The sequence below is a fragment of the Streptomyces sp. AC558_RSS880 genome (assembly GCF_019049255.1).
GTDB lineage: Bacteria > Actinomycetota > Actinomycetes > Streptomycetales > Streptomycetaceae > Streptomyces.
The window spans coordinates 73,729-93,269 of the sequence record NZ_JAGMUJ010000130.1 but is presented as its reverse complement, the minus strand read 5'-3'; the positions used below and the strand labels follow the sequence as shown (position 1 = coordinate 93,269).

The window sequence follows — 19,541 nt, the reverse complement described above, 5'->3', positions numbered from 1 at the left end:
TCGCCGTTGCCGGTCGCCCACGACGGCAGGCGGCAAGCAGGCCGGATCCTGGCCTCGATCACCATCCAGTTCCCCTGCGAGTCGGTCTGGAGCGGGGGCGTCGAGGTCTCCGGTACCCCCGTCGCCGGGTTGCGCGGCACCGGCGACCCCGATCTGGCCGCCGTGACCGCCGGCCTCCCGGACGAGGCGTCCCTCGTCGATCTGCGCACCGTGGAGCCGCCGCTCCTGATGGAGCTGAGGCCCACGGGCGGGAAGCACGGGGAGTTCATGCGCTTCGGTCCCGACCGGCAGTTCGCCGTGGCCGTACCCGAAGGCGCGCCGCCCCCGTACCCCGCACGCTGAGTGTCTCCGTACCCCGCACGCTGACGACGAGTGTCCGTGCCGCCGCGGCCCGCGCGCGGCTCAGGGCCCTGGTCCGCGGCTACCTGTCCTTCGCGCGGAACGAACCCGGTCTGTGCCGCGCGGCGTTCGCGACCACGGACACGCAGGACACCGACACCGAGGCCGCCGCCGGAACCGGTGGCCGCACCGCCTTCCGCCTGCTGTCGGACGCGCTGGACGACCTGTCCGCGTGCGGCGTCCTCCCCGTGAACGCCACCCGCAAGCCGAGTACTTCGTCTGGGCGTCCGTGCACGGCATGGCGGTGCTCCTCATCGAGGGACTTTTGCGCGGGCTGCTCCCCGGCCAGGTGGAGGAGGCCGAGCAGAGGCTCCTGGACGCCATCGGGCGAGGACTCCGAGCCAGGTCCCGCACCGTCGGCCCGGTTCGCGGACAGAAGCCGACCGCCAGGGTTCGTAACCGGCGACGGTCGCGTCCGGCCGCCCCGCCCCGGCCCGGGCATGACGCCCGAGGTAATCGACCCGCTCCTTCCCCTCCGGCAGGATCAGGCACATCCACCGAGACCCCGCGCCGGAATCCGGCCGCAGCCCCGAGGAGAGCGTCATGTCCACCCGTTTCCCCGCCACCACCGCGCATGCCGACGCCGACGCCGAGGCCACCCGGGCCGTCGTGCGGGAGTTCCTCGCCGCCAGGTTGTCCGGGGACACCGGACGGCTCGTCGCGCTCTTCGCCGACGAGGTCGACTGGCTGCTCGCCGACAACCCCGCCGTCCCGTGGATCCGCCCCCGCTCCACCGCCGTCGAATGCGCGGCCCAGTCCACGGAGTTGATGGAGCACACCGTGCCCGAGGACGCGCGTGCCTCCGTCGACACCTTCCTCGTCGACGGGAAGGACGCGGTCCTGATGGGGCATCTGTCGGGGACGGTACGGGCGACGGGACGGTCCTTCCAGGGCCCGTTCGCCCTGCGCCTCACCGTGGAGGGCGGCCGGATCACCCGTCACCACCTCTACGAGAACAGTCTGTCCATCGCCGAGGCCTGCGCCGCGCCCTGACGGCCGGGCGCAGGCCGGCGGCCGGCTCAGTCGAGGAGTTCGGCGACCAGGGCGGCGAACTCCTCCGGGGTGGCGAGGCGGACGCCGAGCTGTTCGGCCTTGGCGCGCTTGGAACCGGCACCCTCGCCCGCGACCACGAGGGCGGTCTTCTTGGAGACGCTGGAGGAGGAACGGCCGCCGGCCCGTTCGACGAGTTCGTTCATCTCGTTGCGGGAGAGCTTCTCCAGTTTCCCGGTCATCGCGCCGGTGACCACCACCGTCATCCCGGCCAACGGGCCGCCTTCGGCCGGGGCGTCGGCCTCGGCACCCGCGGGCGGTGGCGGAGTGGCCCCGGGCTCCGTCATGTTGACGCCGACGGCGGCGAGCTTGTCGATGAGCGGCGCGAGTTCGGCCAGCTCCGCGACGATCGAGGGCGCCTTCTCCGCTCCGATGCCCTCGACCCGCTGCATCGACTCGGCGTCGGCCGCGCGGATGTGGTCCATGGTGGCGAAGTAGCGGGCGATACGCCGTGACATGGATCTTCCGGTGCCCCGCACGCCCAGCGCGCACAGCACCCGCGACAGCGGCTGCTCCTTGGCCTTGGCGAGCGCGGCGAGCAGATTGTCGGTGCTGGTCTCGCCCATCCGCTCCAGGGCGAGCAACTGCTCGCGCCGCAGGGTGAACAGATCGGCGAGATCGGCCACCAGGCCCGCCTCGACCAGCTGCACCACGCGGGTGGCGCCGAGGCCCTCGATGTCGAGCTGGTCGCGGCCGGCGGCGTAGGCGAGGGACGCGACGAGGTGGCAGTTGCGGCCCTGGGCGCACCGCCAGCGTTCCTCGCCGGTGTCGATGTCCGAACCGCAGCGCGGACACTGCGCCGGGAACTCGATCGGCCGCTCCTCACCCGTGCGCAGATGGGCGACCGGCGCCTCGACGCGCGGGATGACGTCACCCGCGCGGTGGACCATGACGTGGTCGCCCAGGCGCAGGTCGCGGCGGGTGATGTCGGCCGGGTTGTGCAGGGTGGCGTAGGTGATGGTGGAGCCGTCGATGACGACCGGTTCGAGGACACCGCGCGGCGCGATGATCCCGGTGCGGCCGACGTTCCACTCCACCTCCAGCAGCCGGGTGATCTTCTCCACGGCCGGCAGCTTGTAGGCGATCGCCCAGCGCGGTGCGCGTGAGCCGGACCCGGCGGCCCGCTGGTCGGCGGCGAGGTCGGCCTTGACGACGATCCCGTCGATGCCGAACGGCAGCTCGGCGCGGAGCGCGGCGATCTCCTTCACCCGGACCAGGACCTCCTCGGGCGTCTCGGCGACGACGTCCGGGACCGCCGTACGGGCGCTGGTGTGCACCCCGAGGTCGCCCGCCAGCGCCATCAGATCGCTGTGCGCGAGCTCGTTCAGCTTCTCGGCGAGGGCGGAGTCGGTGTCCGGCAGCGGCAGCAGGCCGTAGCCGAAGAACGTCATCGGCACCGTGTAGAGCCGCTCCTTCGCCCGCAGGGTGCCCGCGGCCGCGTTGCGCGGGTTGGCGAACGGCTGCCCGCCGTGGCCGGTGCGCACCTCGTTGGCGTACTCGAACTGGGCCGCCGTCATGAGGACTTCGCCGCGCACCTCCACGGTGACCGGCTCGTCCAGCTTCTCGGGCAGCCCCTCGACGGTGCCGATCGCGTGCGAGACGTCCTCCCCGGCCGTCCCGTCCCCGCGGGTGATCAGCCGGGTGAGGCGGCCGTCGCGGTAGCGGGCGGCGATCGCGAGCCCGTCCAGCTTCGGACCCACGCTGAAGCGTGTCGCGTCATGGCCGATGCGGCGGGACAGGGACGCGGTCCAGGCGGTGAACTCCTCCGCGGAGAACACGTTGTCGAGGCTGAGCATCGGCACCGTGTGCGGGACGTCGCCCTCCACCGCCCCACCGGCGACCTTCCCGGTGGGGGAGTCGGGGAGTATCCCGTCGGGATGCTCCGCCTCCCAGTCGGCGATCCCGCGCACCAACCGGTCGTACGCGTCGTCGTCCAGCGGCGAGGTACCGCCCTCGTAGTAGGCGGCCGCCGCACGTACGGCGTCCTCGACCGCCTGCGCGTAGGCGGCGGCATCCACGATCACTGCTGCAGGTGATGTCATGCGTCGCATCTTGCCTCCCACCACTGACAACGGGGTTCGCCGGTGATCACCACCGGGTCCGCTTGCCTAAAGGCTTTAGGCAAGCGCATAATCGATTCAGTTGATTGGGAGGATAGTTATGGCAGCGCGTGTAGGACTCACCCCCGAACGCCTGACCCGGGCGGGTGCCGAGCTCGCCGACGAGGTCGGCTTCGACCGGGTGACCGTCTCGGAGCTCGCCCGGCGCTTCGACGTCAAGGTGGCGAGCCTGTACTCCCACGTGAAGAACTCCCACGACCTCAAGACGCGGATCGCCCTGCTCGCGCTGGAGGAACTCGCCGACCGTGCCGCCGACGCCCTGGCCGGACGGGCCGGCAAGGACGCCCTGACCGCGCTGGCGAACGTCTACCGCGACTACGCGCGTGAGCATCCCGGCCGTTACGCGGCCGCCCAGTTCCGGCTCGGCCCCAAGGAGGCCGCGGGCAGCGCGGGGGTGCGGCACGCGCAGATGGCCCGGGCCCTCCTGCGCGGCTACGACCTGACGGAACCGGACCAGACCCACGCGGTCCGCCTGCTGGGCAGCGTCTTCCACGGCTACGTCAGCCTGGAGATGGGCGGCGGGTTCAGCCACAGCGCCCCCGACACGCAGGAGACGTGGACACGCGTCCTCGACGCGCTGGACGCCCTGCTGCGCAACTGGCCCACGCCCTGACGGAGGCCCCGGCGCCGTCCACCCCGTTCATCCACCCGCCCCGACAGACGGAACGAAGCGATGCCCTCCACCCCGCACACCTGGACCACCACACCCATCACCGCGGACCTCGTGCGCGGCGCCCTCGACCTGGAGCACACCGCGAGGGGGGTGCTGCCCCACCGCCTGCCCTCCTGGGCCCGCGCCCAGAACGCCGACGGACAGCTCGCCATGGCCGAGTCCCAGCCCTCCGGCGTACGACTGGTCTTCCGCACCCGGGCGACCGCGATCGAACTCGACACCCTGCCCACCAAGCGGGTCTACATCGGTGCCCCGCCCCGCCCGGACGGCTGCTACGACCTGCTCGTCGACGGACACCCGGCCGGCCGGGCGACCGCGTCCGGCGGCAACACCCTGACCATCGACATGAGCACCGGAACCGCCGAACACGGCACCGGCCCCGCCGACACCCTCCGCTTCACCGACCTGCCCGGGCGCGACAAGACCGTCGAGGTCTGGCTGCCGCACAACGAGACCACCGAACTCGTCGCCCTGCGCACCGACGCCCCCGTCGAGCCCGCGCCCGCCTCCGGACGCCGCACCTGGCTGCACCACGGCAGTTCCATCAGCCACGGCTCCGACGCCGCGAGCCCCACCACCACCTGGCCCGCGCTCGCCGCCGCACGGGGCGGCGTGGAACTGGTCAACCTGGGCTTCGGCGGCAGCGCCCTGCTCGACCCGTTCGTCGCCCGCACCCTGCGTGACACGCCCGCCGACCTGATCAGCGTCAAGATCGGCATCAACCTGGTCAACACCGACCTGATGCGGCTGCGCGCCTTCACGCCCGCCGTGCACGGCTTCCTCGACACCGTCCGCGAGGGCCACCCCACCACACCGCTGCTGGTCGTCTCGCCGATCCTGTGCCCCATCCACGAGGACACACCCGGCCCCACCGCCTACGACTTCAGCCGGCTCGGTGAGGGCCGGCTCCTGTTCACCGCCGCCGGCGATCCCGCGGAACGGGCCGCGGGCAAGCTGACGCTCAACGTCATCCGCGACGAGCTGAGACGCATCGTGACGCAACGCGCGGCGGACGACCCGAACCTGCACCACCTCGACGGCCGTGACCTCTACGGCGAGGCGGACCACGCCGAGCTGCCGCTGCCCGACCGGCTCCACCCCGACGCGGCCGCCCACCGGCGCATCGGCGAACGCTTCGCCGCCCACGCCTTCGCGGCCGGCGGCCCGTTCACGGAGCGCCGGGGCTGACCTACTCGAAGAACTTGAGGCTCCATCCGGTGTCCGTGTTCGGTCCGGGGACGTCGGCGCGGCTGTACGTGGTGTTGCCCCACCAGCAGAACGTGCCCGTGTACCAGTAGCGGTTCTCCCACGTGTACGGCGTGCCCTTCGGCACCGCGTGGAACATCAGCGGGAACCTCGGCCCGGCGGGCGGGCTGGTGCCGATGTCGCCGTGCAGCAGGACGAAGCTGTGGTGGCCGGGGCCGTCGACGTGCAGCGTCGGATCCCAGCCGGCCATCATCGTGGCCCTGTCGGAGCCGAACAGGCAGCCGTTGGACTTGTACCAGTCCCACACGTGCGTCGGGTCGCCGCCGGCCCGCAGCCGCAGGTCGGCCAGGCAGTACTGGTCGCTCCAGCTGCCGTTGGCGGAGTACACGATGTGCAGCTGCCCGTTCGGGTCCCTGATGGGCTCCGGGCCCTCGTTGATGAACGGGTTGCCGACCACCCGCTCCCAGCTCTCCCGGGGCTGCGAGATGATGTGCCGCGCCCCCGTCGGTGTGGTGGGGCTGCTCATCCGGGCGATGTACAGGTTCTGCTCGACGTTGGTGTCCCCGGCCCAGCCGGACCAGACGAACCAGCGTTGGCCGTTGAAGGTGAACAGGGTTCCGTCGATGGCCCACTTGTCGTCCGGCAGGGCCAGCTTCGTCTCGGCGGAGTAGCCGCTGTCGGGGCTGGTGGAGCTGATCACGTACATCCGGTGGGCCGCTCCGCGCCCGGCCGTGAAGTAGATGTAGTAGCGGCCGCCGTCCCTCACGATCTCCGGGGCCCAGACCTCGCCGCGACCGCGCGTGTCCGACCAGACCTGCCGCGGGGTCGCCGAGTCCAGGGCGTCCGTCGACGGGGCCTGCCGTACGACGATGCCTCCTCCGGCGGACTGCACGGAGACGTACGTGCCACCGACCCGGAGCACGCTGGGGTCCGCGGCGCGGAGCCCCGTCTGGTCCGCCCGGGCGGGCTCGGCGGACGTCAGGGTCAGGGCGGCGGCGAGGACGCCGGACAGGACGAAGCCGATGACACCGGCCAGACGGCGAGGGAGCCTCGTCGTTCCGTGGGAGAGTCCGACCATCGTGTCCGCCACCTCCACGCCGAGGTTTACATCGATGAAAGACGCTCCCACAGGATGGTGACCGGCGTCGGACATGTCAAGAGAGCCGGTGGGGCCGGGGTGCCGCCGCGCGAACCGCCATTTCGTCGCCGCGCCCCGCCTGCTGACGGGCCGTCAGCTGTGCGCGAAGCCTGGACAGTCGTCGGGCGGCGTGTTGTCATTCCGCTGCACGCCGGATTTCCAACGTTGGAATGAAGGGTCGGCCGAGCCGACGGCCACCCCTGTTTCGTCCTGGTCCCATGCCCTCTGCGCGAGGAAAGGTTCGATGACAAGACAACTCACCCGCCCGAGATCCAGATCGTGGGCCCTGCTGACCGTGACCGCCCTGGCCCTGTCCACGGGCGCCCTGGCGCCCGCCGCGTCGGCCGCCGTGCCGATGGCCGGAGTGTCCGCCGGCGCGACCGCCGCCGACGCCGACGTCGTGGTGCACGGCCTGAAGGGCGAGTACTTCAGCATGTCGGCGCCGGGTGCCCGGGACTTCGCCGAACTCGGCGGCACCCTGCTGGAGCCGCAGATCAACTTCTCCGGACTGACCAGCACCTTCGAGGAGCTGACCGGGCGGACGGAGCACACGACCGCCCGCTGGACCGGGCAGATCGAGGCGCCGGAGACCGGTGAATACACCTTCCACGCCATCGGCGACAACGGTTTCCGGCTCTTCATCGACGACGAGCCGGTCATCGACCACTGGGTGGGCGACTGGGACAAGGAGCAGACCAGCGCCCCGATCAAGCTGACCGCCGGCGAGAAGCACGACTTCCGCATGGAGATGTTCCAGGACGTCGGCGGCGCCAACATGTTCCTGCGCTGGTCGACGCCGACGATGGCCAAGCAGCTGGTGCCGACGACGGCGTTCACCCCGCCCGCCGGCTTCGAGGTCTTCCCGGTGGAGCCGACCGTCACCGAGGACGGCCGGAAACTGCGCGCCCGGTTCGAGGACCCGGTGAGCGACCTCGCCGAGGTGGCCGGCCACCTCAAGATCGAGGCCGACACGACCGCCATGCCCGTCACATCGGTGGCGGCCGACCCCGGTGACCCCGACTCCCTCCTGATCACGCTCTCCGAGCCGATCCAGAAGAACCAGCAGGTCCGGTTCACCTACGACGGCGAGGGCGGCCTCAAGGCCGGCGGCAAGACCGTGCCCCGGATCGTCCGCTACGCCACGAACACGTCCACCCACCGCATCACCACCCCGTGGGGCGACAAGGTCGACACGAAGAACCCGCTGCCGGAGTACCCCCGCCCGCAGCAGGTCCGCGCCCAGTGGAAGAACCTCAACGGACCCTGGCAGTTCAGCGGTGCCGAGGCCGGTGAGCAGCCGGTCTTCGGCAAGGATCTGGACGAGAAGATCATCGTGCCGTTCCCGGTCGAGTCGCAGCTCTCCGGGCTCGAGCGGCACGAGGACCACATGTTCTACCGCAAGCTCGTGGACGTGCCGAAGAGCTGGAAGGTCGGCAAGAGCGGCAAGGCCAACCGGCTGAAGCTCAACTTCGGCGCCGTGGACTACCGGGCGACCGTCTGGGTCAACGGCGAGAAGGTCGCCGAACACACCGGCGGCTACAACGCCTTCAGCGCCGACATCACCGACGCGATCAAGGGCCGGGGCAAGCAGGAGATCGTGGTCGCGGTCACCGACACCGGCGGCGCCGACCAGCCGATGGGCAAGCAGTCCACCCACCCCGGCGGCATCTTCTACACCCAGTCGTCCGGCATCTGGCAGACCGTCTGGATGGAGCCCGTCGCCGACACCTCCATTGACAACGTCATCACCACGCCCGACATCGACACCGGCACCCTCGCGGTGACCGTCGAGTCCGAGGGCGCCTCGAAGCACGCCCGCGTCGAGGCCGTGGCCCGCGACGCCCGCGGCAAGGTCGTCGGCAAGGTCAGCGGCCCCGCCAACAGCAAGCTCAGCCTGCGCGTGGCCGAGCAGCACCTGTGGAGCCCGGACGACCCCTACCTCTACGACCTCGACGTCAAGCTGAAGGACGGCAGGTCCACGGACAAGGTCGGCAGCTACTTCGGCATGCGCGAGATCGGCATCGAGGAGGTCGGCGGCTACCAGAAGCTGGTCCTCAACGGGAAGCCCGTCTTCTCCCTCGCCACCCTCGACCAGGGCTTCTGGCCCGACGGCCTCTACACCGCGCCCAGCGACGACGCCCTCGCCTTCGACCTCGAGGCGCACAAGAAGCTCGGCTTCAACGCCGTCCGCAAGCACATCAAGGTCGAGTCGCCCCGCTGGTTCTACCACGCGGACAAGCTCGGTCTGCTGGTCTGGCAGGACTTCGTCTCCGGGAACATCACCAACGAGACCGGACAGAAGGCCTTCGTCGACCAGGGCCGGGAGATGATGCGCCAGCACCACAACGCGCCCTCCGTCATCGGCTGGATCGTCTTCAACGAGGGCTGGGGCGAGTGGAGCCGCGAGGAGAGCGGCCGCATCGCCGAGTCGGTGAAGGCCGCCGACCCGTCCCGGATCGTCAACGCCCACAGCGGTGTCAACTGCTGCAACTCCAAGGGCGACTCGGGCAAGGGCGACATCATCGACCACCACGACTACAACAACGAGGACCCGCCCTTCCCCGACCACCGGGCGGCCATGGACGGCGAGCACGGCGGCTTCACCCTGCGCACCCCGGGCCACATGTGGCCGGGCACGCCGACCGTGATCTACAGCGGCGTCACCGACAAGGAGGCGCTGACCCGCAAGTACGTCGAGAACACCGAGAAGTTCTACCTCGACCAGGCCGGCGCCGAACTCTCCGGCTCGGTGTACACGCAGATCACCGACCTGGAGAACGAACTCAACGGCCTCTACACCTACGACCGCCGGGAGATCAAGGTCGACCCGGTCCGGGTGCGCGAGATCAACCGCAAGGTGATCGCGGCCGGCGCGGCGGCGGGCGACCGCGAGCAGCTGAAGGGCGGCGGCTCCTGGGCCCTCGACGAGGGCACCGGCACCACCGCGAAGGACGACGGCCCGAACAACAAGCCGCTGACGCTCAGCGAGGGCACCACCTGGACCACCGGAGTCAGCGGCAGCGCGCTGAAGTTCGACGGCCAGGGACAGTACGCCCAGACCACCGGACCGGTGCTCGACACCACCGGCAGCTACACGGTGTCCGCGTGGGTCACCCTGGACTCGCTGCCGGGCAACTACGCCACCGCCGTCAGCCAGGACGCGCGGCGCCAGACGAGCCCCTTCTACCTGCAGTACGGCCAGGGCGCCTTCGCCTTCAGCACCCCCGACGGACAGCGCGCCCGGCTGGAGACCAGGCCCGAGACCGGCCGCTGGTACCACCTGGTCGGTGTGCGGGACGACGCGACGGGCGAGATCACGCTCTACGTCGACGGCAAGCGGGCGGCGACCGTCAAGGGCGGCGCGAACTATGTCGCCTCCGGCCCCTTCACGGTGGGCCGCGCCCAGTGGAACGGCCAGAACACCGACTTCTGGGACGGAAGCGTGGACGAGGTCCACGCCTACGACAAGGTGCTCTCCGCCGAGGAGGTGGGCGCACTGTACGAGGCGGAGAAGCCGTAGCCGCCCGGACGGCGGGGGTGCGGACGCCGACGGCGTCCGCACCCCCGCCGCGGGCATGGTCACTGCGCGGGGCGCACCGCCACGTTGTCGAAGCCGGCCGCGGTGTCGAAGACCCGCACCCCGTTCGCACCGCTGGGGTACGTGGCGTCGGTGACGGAGATCCTGGGCCTCGTCATGTCGTCGACGTACACCTTGATGGAAGAGCCGACGGCCGTGACCCGCAGCCTGTGGGTCGAGCCGGGGTCGATCCGCAGGGCGGCGGTCCGCAGCGGCGTCCAGGAGTCGTTCACCCTCCCGAGCACCACCTTGCCGCTCGCGCCGATGCCCGCGTAGTAGCCGCTGTAGCTGTCGGTGCCGACCGCCGGCCGGGTCACCCGGAACGTGAGGCCGGCGTCACCGCCCCGCGAGGACACGGTGACGTCGGCCTCCTGGGTGAAGTCGGCGAAGTTCGTGTCGAGGAGCGCCTTGCCGCCCTGGGAGCGGCCCGCCCGGTAGCGTCCGCCGGCCACGGCCCAGGACCCGCCGTAGGTCTTCCAGCCCAGCGCGTTGCCGTCGGCGAAGTTGTCGCGCACCTTCATCTCGATGCGCTCGATCGTGCCGTCGGGGCGGAAGTGCATCCGGTCGTACGCCAGTTGACGGTGGTTGCCGTCCGTCTCGCTGAGCGGGCGCCGGTGGTAGAAGATGTACCAGATGTCGGTACCGGGCACGTTGACGACCGAGTTGTGGCCGGAGCCCTTGGCGACCGCGGGGTCCTGCGCGAGGACCTTGTCGAGCTTCTCGAAGGGACCGGTGGGCGAGTCGGCGATGGCGTACGACACCGAGTAGTCGGGGCCGGTCCAGCCTCCCTCGGACCACATCAGGTAGTACTTCCCGCCCCGCTTGAACATCTGCGCCCCCTCGACATAGCCCTCCGGGGTGATCTCCTTGTACGTCGATCCGTCGGCGAAGGTGCCGAGGCTGGTCATGTCCGGGTTGAGCTTGACGACGTTGGCGTGGCCCCAGCCGCCGTAGTACATGTACGCCTGACCGTCGTCGTCGATGAAGACGTCCTGGTCGATGGGCTGGGCGCCGTTGTGGAACGCCGGGATCAGCGGCCGTCCGATGGCGTCCTCGTACGGGCCCTCGGGACGGTCGGCGACGGCCACCCCGATCCCGCCGAGCTGGGAGTCGTTCTGGATGTCGTTGGCGGCGAAGTACAGGTAGTACTTGCCGTCGCGCTCGATCGGCGCCGGGGCCCACATCGCGCGCTCGGCCCAGGAGACGTCCGCCTTGGTCAGGACCTTGCTGTGCTTGGTCCAGTGCACCAGGTCGGTGGAGGAGAAGGCGTCCAGGTGCGTCTGCTCGTCGTAGGGCCTGGAGGTGGTCGGGAACACCCAGTAGGCGCCTTCGTACAACGCGATGTCCGGGTCGGCGTACCAGCCGTCCACGAAGGGGTTGCCCGCCTCGGCGGTCGTGTACTCGGGAACGCCGGGTGCGTCGGGTACGTCGGGTACGGAGACGGCGGGGGAGGGCGACAGCATCGTCAGGAGGCCGCCGGTGATCAGCGCGGCGCAGCACTTGGCGGCGAGTCCGGTCGTTCTGGCAGTCATCGTCCAGGAACTCCAATGGGTGGGAAACGGGTGCGGTGGCGGCCCCGCGAGGCCGCCACCGCTCTTCTCACGCGGACGGCTTCGCCGCGCTCACGGGGCCCAGGGGGCCTCCACGGCCCAGGTGGTGTCCTCGGTGAAGAGGGCCGGGTTGTCCCAGGTGTGGGTGCCGCCCGGGGTGGCCAGCCACAACTCGGCGTCGTAGTGGCGCAGATACTGTTCGGGGAAGTTGTAGGCGGACAGCCTCACACCCCCGTTCGCGCCCCGGACCGGGCAGAAGGTGGCGTCGGCGCGGAAGAGGTCACCGCTGCCGCCCTCCTTGTACACGCGGTAGGCGCGGTGGCGCAGATACTCGCCCGGGTAGTTCCGCGATTCGAACGAGTAGCACGTGCTGTCGGCCAGGCCGGGGACGATCCTCCATGTGGCGTCGTTCTTGAGCAGCGCGTCGCTGCCGCCGGCGACGACCGCGGTGAACGCGGCGCCGTCCTGGTGCCGCAGATAGCGGTCGGTGTGGCCGGGCGTCGTCACGCGGAGGGACGTGTACTGACCGGTGGGCAGGGTCACGGGTGCGGCCGGTGAGCGGGAGGCGCCGATCAGGGCGCGGTTGGCGGCCCGGACCCGGGCCTCGTCGACCTTGACGATCTGACGGTCGTAGGTGAGCAGCCCGTTGGCCTCGTTCTCCACGTCGGTGATCTCGGTGTAGACCGAGGCCGACAGTCCCCGGGGCATGCGCACCTCACGGATGCCGTCCAGCAGGCCGACGAACCGGCTGTTCAGATGTGCGAGGTCGGGCTGGTCCTCGTAACTGAAGCCGCCACCGGGATACCACTCGTGGCCGGCCACCTTGAAACCGAGGCCCCCGAACTCGCCGAGGACCGCGGCGCGGGTGGCGCTGGGCACCGTGGTGCCGGGACCCACGTAGACATGGTGGTCGACCACGTCACCGTTGCCGCCGTCCACCGCCCCGCAGCAGTTGACCCCGCTCATGTTGTCCACCAGCCGGGACGGGTCGTACGCCTTGACCTCGTCGGCGATGCGCGCCTGGTCGTACTGGCCCCAGCCCTCGTTCTGGTTCACCCACATCACCAGCGACGGTGAGCTGCGGTGCTGGTCGATGATCCGGTCGTACTCGGCCTCCCACTGGGTGCGCGCCGCGGCGTCGGGGGTGCGCTCCATGGACGGCATGTCCTGCCACACCAGCAGACCGAGCCGGTCGGCCCAGTAGAACCAGCGCTGCGGCTCGACCTTGATGTGCTTGCGCACCATGTTGAAGCCGAGGTCCTTGTGCTTCTGCAGGTCGTACCGGAGGGCGGCGTCGGTCGGGGCGGTGTAGATGCCGTCCGGCCAGTAGCCCTGGTCCAGGGTGCCCGTCTGGAAGACGAACTCGCCGTTCAGGACCGGGCGCAGGAGGCCGTCGACGCGGGCGAGGCCGATGGAGCGCATGCCGGTGTAGCTGCCGACGGAGTCGACCGCCGTGCCGCCGGACAGCAGCTCCGCCTTCACGTCGTAGAGGAACGGGTCGTCCGGCGTCCACCGGTGCGCGTTCGGTACCGGAACGGTGAACTCACCGCCCACCGGACCGGTGGCGGTGCCGACCGTGGCACCACCGCTGGAGACGGTGACGCGGGCCTGGTGGCCGTTGGTCCCGGCACCCCGCACGGTGACCTCGAGACGGTTGCCGGTGAGGTCGGGCACCATGTCGAGGCGGGTGATGTGTGCGGCCGCCGTGGGTTCGAGCCACACGGTCTGCCAGATGCCGGAGGCGGCGGTGTAGAAGATGCCGCCACCCGGATGCGGCGTCACCTCGTTGAGCCGCTGTTTGCCCACCGCCTGACTGCCGGTCTGGGTGGGGTCCCACACGGAGACGACGACGGTGTTCGTACCCCCGTTCAGCAGGTCGGTGATGTCGTACGAGAAGGAGTCGTAACCCCCGCTGTGGGTGGCACCGACCTGCCGGTCGTTGACCCACACGGTCGTACGCCAGTCACTGGCGCCGAAGTTGAGCTGGACGCGGCGGCCGCTCCAGTTCGACGGGACCGTGAAGGCGCGCTTGTACCAGAGCTTGTCGTTCTGGGTGATCCTGCGCTGGATGCCCGAGAGCGCGGACTCGGCCACGAACGGCACCCGGATCTGCTCGGTGAACGAGGCGGGCCGGCCGGCGTCCGCCGAGGTCACGGCGAAGTCCCAGATGCCGTTGAGATTCGCCCAGTCGGGGCGGGTGAGCTGCGGACGGGGGTACTCGGGCAGCGGGTTGTCGACCGGGACCCGGCCGGTCCACGGGGTGGTCATCGGCGCGGGCTTCGGGGTCCACGCCCGGGGCGCCGCCGCCGCGGTGCCGGAGACGGTGAGGACCGTCCCGGCGAGGAGGGCCAGCACGGCCAGCACGGTGGTGACCCACCGCGCCCGCCGTCCGGGCCGGGGAACGGGAAACGGTGGTGCGGGTACTCGACGCATCGTCACTCCTCGGGAAGTGGGGGTGGGAGACGTGCGCGTGCGGAAGCGGCCGGTCGCGCGGTGGAGCGTGACCGGCCGCCGGTTGCCGGACGCGGCGGCGGGAGCCTTCAGCGGCCCGCCGCCGAGTCCGGGGCCTCATATCAGCTGCCGTCTGCGGCCCAGCCAGGTCTGGGCGATGACGACGACGGCCAGGAAGGCGCCGCTGACGACCTGCTGGTAGGAGGAGTCCAGGGAGCCGATCTGGTTGATCACGTTCTGGATCACCTTGAGCAGCAGCACACCGACCAGCGAGCCGCTGACGTAGCCGAGCCCGCCGGTGAGCAGGGTGCCGCCGATGACGACGGCGGAGATGGCCTCCAGCTCCATGCCGTTGCCGAGAATGGTCACCCCGGAGGCGAGCCAGGCCGCGTTGAGCGCGCCGGCCAGTCCCGCCAGCACCCCGGACAGGGTGTAGACGAGGATCTTGGTGCGGGCCACCGGGGCGCCCATCAGCGCCGCCGCGTCCTCGTTGCCGCCGACCGCGTACACGTGCTGCCCGAACCGCGTGCGGCGCAGGACGACGGCCCCGGCGACGAACAGCGCCAGCGTGATCCACACGGGATTGCCGAGACCGAAGGTGGTGCCCTGACCGAGCTCGGCCAGGAACGAGCCCTTGCCGATCAGGTACGTGTCGGCGCCCTCGTCGGTGAGCGCCAGCATCAGGCCGCGCGCACCGAGCATGGCCGCCAGGGTGACGATGAACGGCGCCAGCCGGGAGCGGGCCACCAGCAGCCCGTTGACGACACCGATCGCCCCGCACACCACCAGCGGCAGCAGCAGGGCCACCAGGGTGCCGTGCCGCGAACCCCAGGCCGCCAGGACCCCGCCCAGCGCGAACAGCGAGCCGACCGACAGGTCGATGCCCCCGGTGATGATCACGAAGGTCATGCCGAGCGCGACGATCGCCAGGAACGCCGAACTCGTCGCCATGTTGCTGACGTTGTCCCCGGTGGCGAAGGAGTCGAAGCTGAACGACGCCACCAGGGAGACCACCACCAGCACCGCCAGCGCGCCGTGCTGCTGGACCAGCGCGCTCACCCGCTCGGAGCGCGCGGGGCCCACGGGCCCGCCGGCCGCCGCCGGCTTCTCGTCGCCGGCCGCGGCCGGCGGGGCGTCCGTCTTCGTGGCGGTCATCGCTTCCCCCGTCCCCGTGCCGCGTAGACCGCGGCGACGATCACTATGGCCTGCGCGATCTGGGTCCAGGAGGGCGGCAGATCGTGCTTGATGAGGGTGGCGGTGAGCAGCTGGATGAGGACGGCTCCCGCCACGGTGCCGGCGATGTTCACCCGGCCGCCGGTCAGCGGTGTCCCGCCGACCACGACGGCGGTGATGGCGGACAGCTCCATCAGATTGCCCAGCGACGTCGGGTCGCTGGCCTGCAGCCGCGCGGTGGCCAGGACGCCCGCCACGGCGGCGAGCAGCGCGCAGACGACGTACACGATGATCAGCACGCGCCGTACCGGCAGCCCGGCGAGCTGCGCCGCGGGACGGCTGTCGCCGATGGCGAGGAGCTGCCGTCCGAAGGTGGTGCGGCGGACGACGAAGGCCACCAGCAGTGCCAGGACGGCGGCGATCAGGATCAGATACGGGACGCCCAGCACGTCGCCCGACCCCAGGGAGGCCAGCGACGGGTTGCGCAGGTCCTCCAGCTGGGGGAGCAGCACCAGGGCGAGGCCCCGGCCGCCGACCATGAGCGCCAGTGTCGCCACGATCGGCTGCACCCCGACGAGCGCGACCAGCGCCCCGTTGGCCAGTCCGACGCCCGCGGCGAACACCGCCACCACGAGCAGCGCCGGCACCAGACCGTAGCCGAGGTAGAGGGCCGTCACCGAGGCCGCCAGGGCCATCACCGCGCCGACCGAGAGGTCGACGCCCTCGGTGCCGATGACCAGGGCCATGCCGAGCGCGACGATGATGACGGGGGCGACCTGCACGGCCTGGGTGCGGAAGTTCTCCGCGGACAGGAAGTGCGGGGTGATGACGATGTTGACGACGAGCAGCAGCGCCACGCCGGCGTAGACGCCGTACGTCTGCAGCCACTGCAGGACGCGGGCCCTGTCCAGCGGGACGGTCCTGAGGGTGGCTTCAGCCATCGGTGGCCGCCTCCTCGACCGCGTCCCGGTCCGGGGCGTGCCCGGCGATGGTCCGCATCAGCTTGTCCTCGGTGACCTCGTCGCCGGTCAGCTCGCCGACGACCGCACCGTCCTTCAGTACGACCACGCGGTCGGACCCTTCGATCAGTTCCTCCAGGTCGGAGGAGATGAGCAGGACGCCCAGGCCGTCCGCGGCCAGTTCGTCCACGAGTTTCTGCACCTCGGCCTTGGCCCCGACGTCGATGCCCCGGGTGGGCTCGTCCAGGAGCAGGACCTTGGGGTTCATCGCCAGCCAGCGGGCGAGCAGCACCTTCTGCTGGTTGCCGCCGGAGAGTTCGCCGACCTTCTGCTGCGGCGAGGACGCCTTGATGCGCAGCCGCTCGACGAAGGTGTCCACGATGCTGTCGACGCGTGCCTCGGAGACCAGGCCGAAGCGGGAGAGCCGGGGCAGGACGGCCAGCGAGATGTTCTCGCGGACCGACAGGCCGGGCACGATGCCCTCGCTCTTGCGGTCCTCGGGCAGCAGGCTGATGCCCGCCCGGATGGCGGCGGGGGTGGAGCCGCCGCGCAGCGGGACCCCGGCCACCACCACACTGCCCGAACTGGTGGACAGCGCACCGGAGATGGCCTTCGCGGTCTCGGTGCGTCCGGAGCCGAGCAGCCCGCCGAGACCGACGACCTCGCCGGGACGGATGCTCAGGGACACGTCGTGCAGCTTGTGCGGGACCGTCAGTTCGCGGGCCTCCAGCACCGGTCGGCTGTCGGTGGCGTGGTGGTCGCCGGTGAACTTCGTCAGGCCCTCCTGGCGGACCTCGCCCAGCTCCCGGCCCAGCATGGTGGAGACCAGGGAGAGCCGGTCGAGGTCGGCGAGGCGTCCGTGGTGCACGCGACGGCCGTCGCGCAGCACGGTGACCGTGTCGCACACGGCGTACAGCTCGTCGAGGCGGTGGCTGACGTAGACGACGGCGATGCCCTCGTCGCGCAGCCGGCGGATGACCGAGAACAGCGTCTCGACCTCCCGCGGTTCCAGGGACGAGGTCGGCTCGTCCATGATGACGATCCGGGCCTCGCTCGCCACGGCACGGGCCAGGGCGACCATCTGCTGCGCGCCGACACCGAGGGTCCGCAGCGGCCGGCGGACGTCCACCCGGACGCCGTAGGCGCGCAAAGCCTGTTCGGCCTCCCGGTTCATGCGGGCGAAGTCCAGCAGGCCGAAACGGCTGCGCGGCTCGCGGCCCAGGAAGAGGTTGCGGGCCACGCTCAGCAGCGGGATGAGGTTGACCTCCTGGTAGATGGTCGAGATCCCGGCCTTCTGGGCCTCCAGCGGCGTGGCGAAGGAGACTTCACGGCCCTGGAAAACGATGTCACCGGCGTCGGGCCGGTAGACCCCGGTGAGGAGTTTGATGAGGGTCGACTTGCCGGCGCCGTTCTCGCCGATCAGGGCGTGGACCTCACCGGGGTGCAGGGTCAGGTCCACGTCGTCCAGGGCCCGGACGCCGGGGAAGGACTTGCTCAGTCCGCGGACGGCGAGGACTTCGGCGGGGGGAGCCACCTGTGCCTCCAGGAAGAAAGTGGTGACGGACGGACGAGGGCCCGGGCGGGCCGGGCCCCGGAGCGGGATCAGTAGGCCTTGCCGAGGTCCTGCTCGGCGTTGTCGGCGTCGTAGGCGCTGTCCTGGATCACGATGTCCTGGGGGACTTCCTTGCCCTGGGTGAAGGTGTCCAGCGTCTGGAACGCCAGCGGGCCGAACCTCGGGTTGGACTCGATGACGCCGCTGATCCAGCCGTCGACGACGCCCTGGACGGCGTTGCGCGTGCCGTCGACCGTGACGATCTTGATGGCGCCGGCCTTCTTGCCGGCGCCCTTGAGCGCGGCCACCGCGCCCAGGCCCATCTCGTCGTTCTCCGCGTAGATGCCCTTGATGCCGGGCTTGGACTGGATGAGCTGCTCGGTGACCTGCTGGCCCTTCTCACGGGTGAAGTCACCGGTCTGCTCGAAGACGACCTTCAGATCGGGGGCCTTCTCGGCGACGCGCTCCTTGAAGCCCTGGGTGCGCTCGGTGGTGACGTTGTTCCCGGCCGAGCCCAGCAGGATGGCGACCTCGCCCTTGCCGCCGGTGGCCTCGATCATCTGGTCGGCGGCACGGCGGCCCTGCTCGACGAAGTCCGAGGCGATGAAGGAGACGTAGTCCTTGCAGGCCGTGGCGTTGATCTTGCGGTCGATGGTGACGATCGGGACCTTCTTCGCCGCGGCGGCCTGCAGGACCGGGTCCCAGCCGTCGGAGTTGAGCGGGGCGATCACCAGCAGGTCGGCGCCCTTGGCGAGGAGGTCCTGGACGTCACTGATCTGCTTGGAGAACTGCGACTGGGCGTTGGCGGTGAGCAGCTTGACGCCTCTCTTGGCGGCCTCGTCCTTGATGGACTGCGTCTCCGCGATGCGGAACGGGTTGGCCTCCTTCTCCGACTGGGAGAAGCCGATCGTGGCGTCCTTCAGGTCGATCTTCTCGCCGCCGTAGGCGTCGATGGTGCAGGTCTTGCTGCCCGGCTTCGGTGTGACGACCTTCTGGCCGGCGTCGGCGGCGGCCTCCGTGGACTTCTTGCTGTCCGACGCGTCGTCCTCCGACTTGGCGCAGGAGGTGGCGGTCAGGGCCACGGCGGCGGCCAAGGCCACGACCACGGGACGGGCGAGGAGGAGGGAACGGTGAGTGGTGCGCTGCATGGTGACCCCGATCCGGGTGACGCTGAAAGGGAACTGGGGAGCCGAAGGACGCGCAGATGTGGAGCTGCTCCCCCTGTGCGAAGCGGCGTCCGGTGCGCCGCAAGGAGGTTTTACATCGTTGGAAGGGGGCTGTAAACCCCCTGTGCACAAGGTGCGAAGCGAACGGAGCGGGGAGGCGACGGCCCGTTCCGGCGCCGCCCGGGCCGCCGTCCGGCAGGGCAAGCGCTTGCCCTGCGCCTTGCCCGCACACCGCGGATCGCCGCCGGCGTACGGCGTGTGCGCGGGGGGACCGGGCTCCGGTCCCGCGCACACGAAGCCCCGCCGGCACACGGCGCGTGTGCCGGCGGAGGCCGGGCCCCGGCCCCGGCGGTCCGGGGCGGACCCGATCCGCGGAACTCGCGCCACCGGTCGCCGACTTGAGCACTCACGGGGGCGACAAAGGCGCATGGTGGTGTCCGCCCACTGCCGTCGACCACGGGCCGTCGTGCTCCTCCTCCCGGTGTTTCAAGGGTCTGGGAGGTACCCCGTGGTGCCGGGCTTCGTGA

Annotated in this window: 13 protein-coding genes and 1 pseudogene; 6 read left to right on the top strand and 8 right to left on the bottom strand. The window is 70.9% G+C overall.

Features of this window, described 5'->3' with window-relative positions; genetic code table 11:
• Window positions 1–6 precede the first annotated feature (6 nt).
• The 3 genes and pseudogenes from KUM38_RS42400 (at window position 7) to KUM38_RS30090 (ending at window position 1,392) form a co-directional block, all read left to right on the top strand.
• Window positions 7–342 (top strand): hypothetical protein, encoded by a 336-nt coding sequence (locus KUM38_RS42400; RefSeq protein ID WP_254397981.1) that lies wholly within the window; start codon window positions 7–9, stop codon window positions 340–342.
• Window positions 339–572: pseudogene (locus KUM38_RS43790) on the top strand (WHG domain-containing protein); the annotation flags it as partial. The gene KUM38_RS42400 and the pseudogene KUM38_RS43790, both read left to right, overlap by 4 nt.
• A 370-nt stretch (window positions 573–942) precedes the next feature.
• Complete coding sequence (locus tag KUM38_RS30090; RefSeq protein WP_217133966.1) at window positions 943–1,392, top strand: nuclear transport factor 2 family protein; 450 nt, start codon at window positions 943–945, stop codon at window positions 1,390–1,392.
• A 26-nt stretch (window positions 1,393–1,418) separates the two neighbouring features.
• Here the strand turns inward: KUM38_RS30090 and ligA are convergent, their stop codons facing one another.
• Window positions 1,419–3,491, bottom strand: coding sequence for an NAD-dependent DNA ligase LigA (gene ligA / locus KUM38_RS30085; protein WP_217133964.1), 2,073 nt, complete (start codon window positions 3,489–3,491; stop codon window positions 1,419–1,421).
• 118 nt (window positions 3,492–3,609) lie between these two features.
• Here ligA and KUM38_RS30080 point away from each other — a divergent pair, with 118 nt between their 5' ends.
• Entirely contained in the window at window positions 3,610–4,182 is a 573-nt protein-coding gene (locus KUM38_RS30080) for a TetR/AcrR family transcriptional regulator (RefSeq protein WP_217133962.1), read from the top strand.
• A 60-nt stretch (window positions 4,183–4,242) separates the two neighbouring features.
• A complete protein-coding gene (locus KUM38_RS30075) occupies window positions 4,243–5,430 on the top strand; it encodes a GDSL-type esterase/lipase family protein (RefSeq protein WP_217133960.1) in 1,188 nt (395 codons plus the stop codon).
• A 1-nt stretch (window position 5,431) separates the two neighbouring features.
• Here KUM38_RS30075 and KUM38_RS30070 read toward each other — a convergent pair whose 3' ends face one another.
• Entirely contained in the window at window positions 5,432–6,526 is a 1,095-nt protein-coding gene (locus KUM38_RS30070; RefSeq protein ID WP_217133959.1) for a glycoside hydrolase family 43 protein, read from the bottom strand.
• Window positions 6,527–6,830: 304 nt separating this feature from the next.
• Here KUM38_RS30070 and KUM38_RS30065 point away from each other — a divergent pair, with 304 nt between their 5' ends.
• Window positions 6,831–10,106, top strand: a complete 3,276-nt coding sequence (locus KUM38_RS30065; protein WP_217133958.1) for a LamG-like jellyroll fold domain-containing protein — start codon at window positions 6,831–6,833, stop codon at window positions 10,104–10,106.
• A gap of 59 nt (window positions 10,107–10,165) precedes the next feature.
• Here the strand turns inward: KUM38_RS30065 and KUM38_RS30060 are convergent, their stop codons facing one another.
• From KUM38_RS30060 to KUM38_RS30035, 6 genes are all read right to left on the bottom strand, one after another.
• Window positions 10,166–11,695, bottom strand: coding sequence for a glycoside hydrolase family 43 protein (locus tag KUM38_RS30060; RefSeq protein WP_217133956.1), 1,530 nt, complete (start codon window positions 11,693–11,695; stop codon window positions 10,166–10,168).
• Window positions 11,696–11,785: 90 nt separating this feature from the next.
• Entirely contained in the window at window positions 11,786–14,146 is a 2,361-nt protein-coding gene (locus KUM38_RS30055) for an AbfB domain-containing protein (RefSeq protein WP_217133954.1), read from the bottom strand.
• A 135-nt stretch (window positions 14,147–14,281) separates the two neighbouring features.
• Window positions 14,282–15,319 (bottom strand): ABC transporter permease, encoded by a 1,038-nt coding sequence (locus tag KUM38_RS30050; protein WP_217133952.1) that lies wholly within the window; start codon window positions 15,317–15,319, stop codon window positions 14,282–14,284.
• A complete protein-coding gene (locus KUM38_RS30045; protein WP_217133950.1) occupies window positions 15,316–16,278 on the bottom strand; it encodes an ABC transporter permease in 963 nt (320 codons plus the stop codon). Before KUM38_RS30045 ends, KUM38_RS30050 begins: the two co-directional genes overlap by 4 nt.
• Window positions 16,271–17,830: a sugar ABC transporter ATP-binding protein gene (locus KUM38_RS30040; protein WP_217133948.1), complete on the bottom strand. Its 1,560-nt coding sequence runs from the start codon at window positions 17,828–17,830 to the stop codon at window positions 16,271–16,273. Before KUM38_RS30040 ends, KUM38_RS30045 begins: the two co-directional genes overlap by 8 nt.
• Before the next feature lie 68 nt (window positions 17,831–17,898).
• Window positions 17,899–18,996 carry an ABC transporter substrate-binding protein gene (locus KUM38_RS30035; RefSeq protein WP_217133946.1) on the bottom strand — a complete coding sequence of 366 codons (1,098 nt, stop codon included), beginning with the start codon at window positions 18,994–18,996 and terminating at the stop codon, window positions 17,899–17,901.
• Window positions 18,997–19,541: the final 545 nt, after the last annotated feature.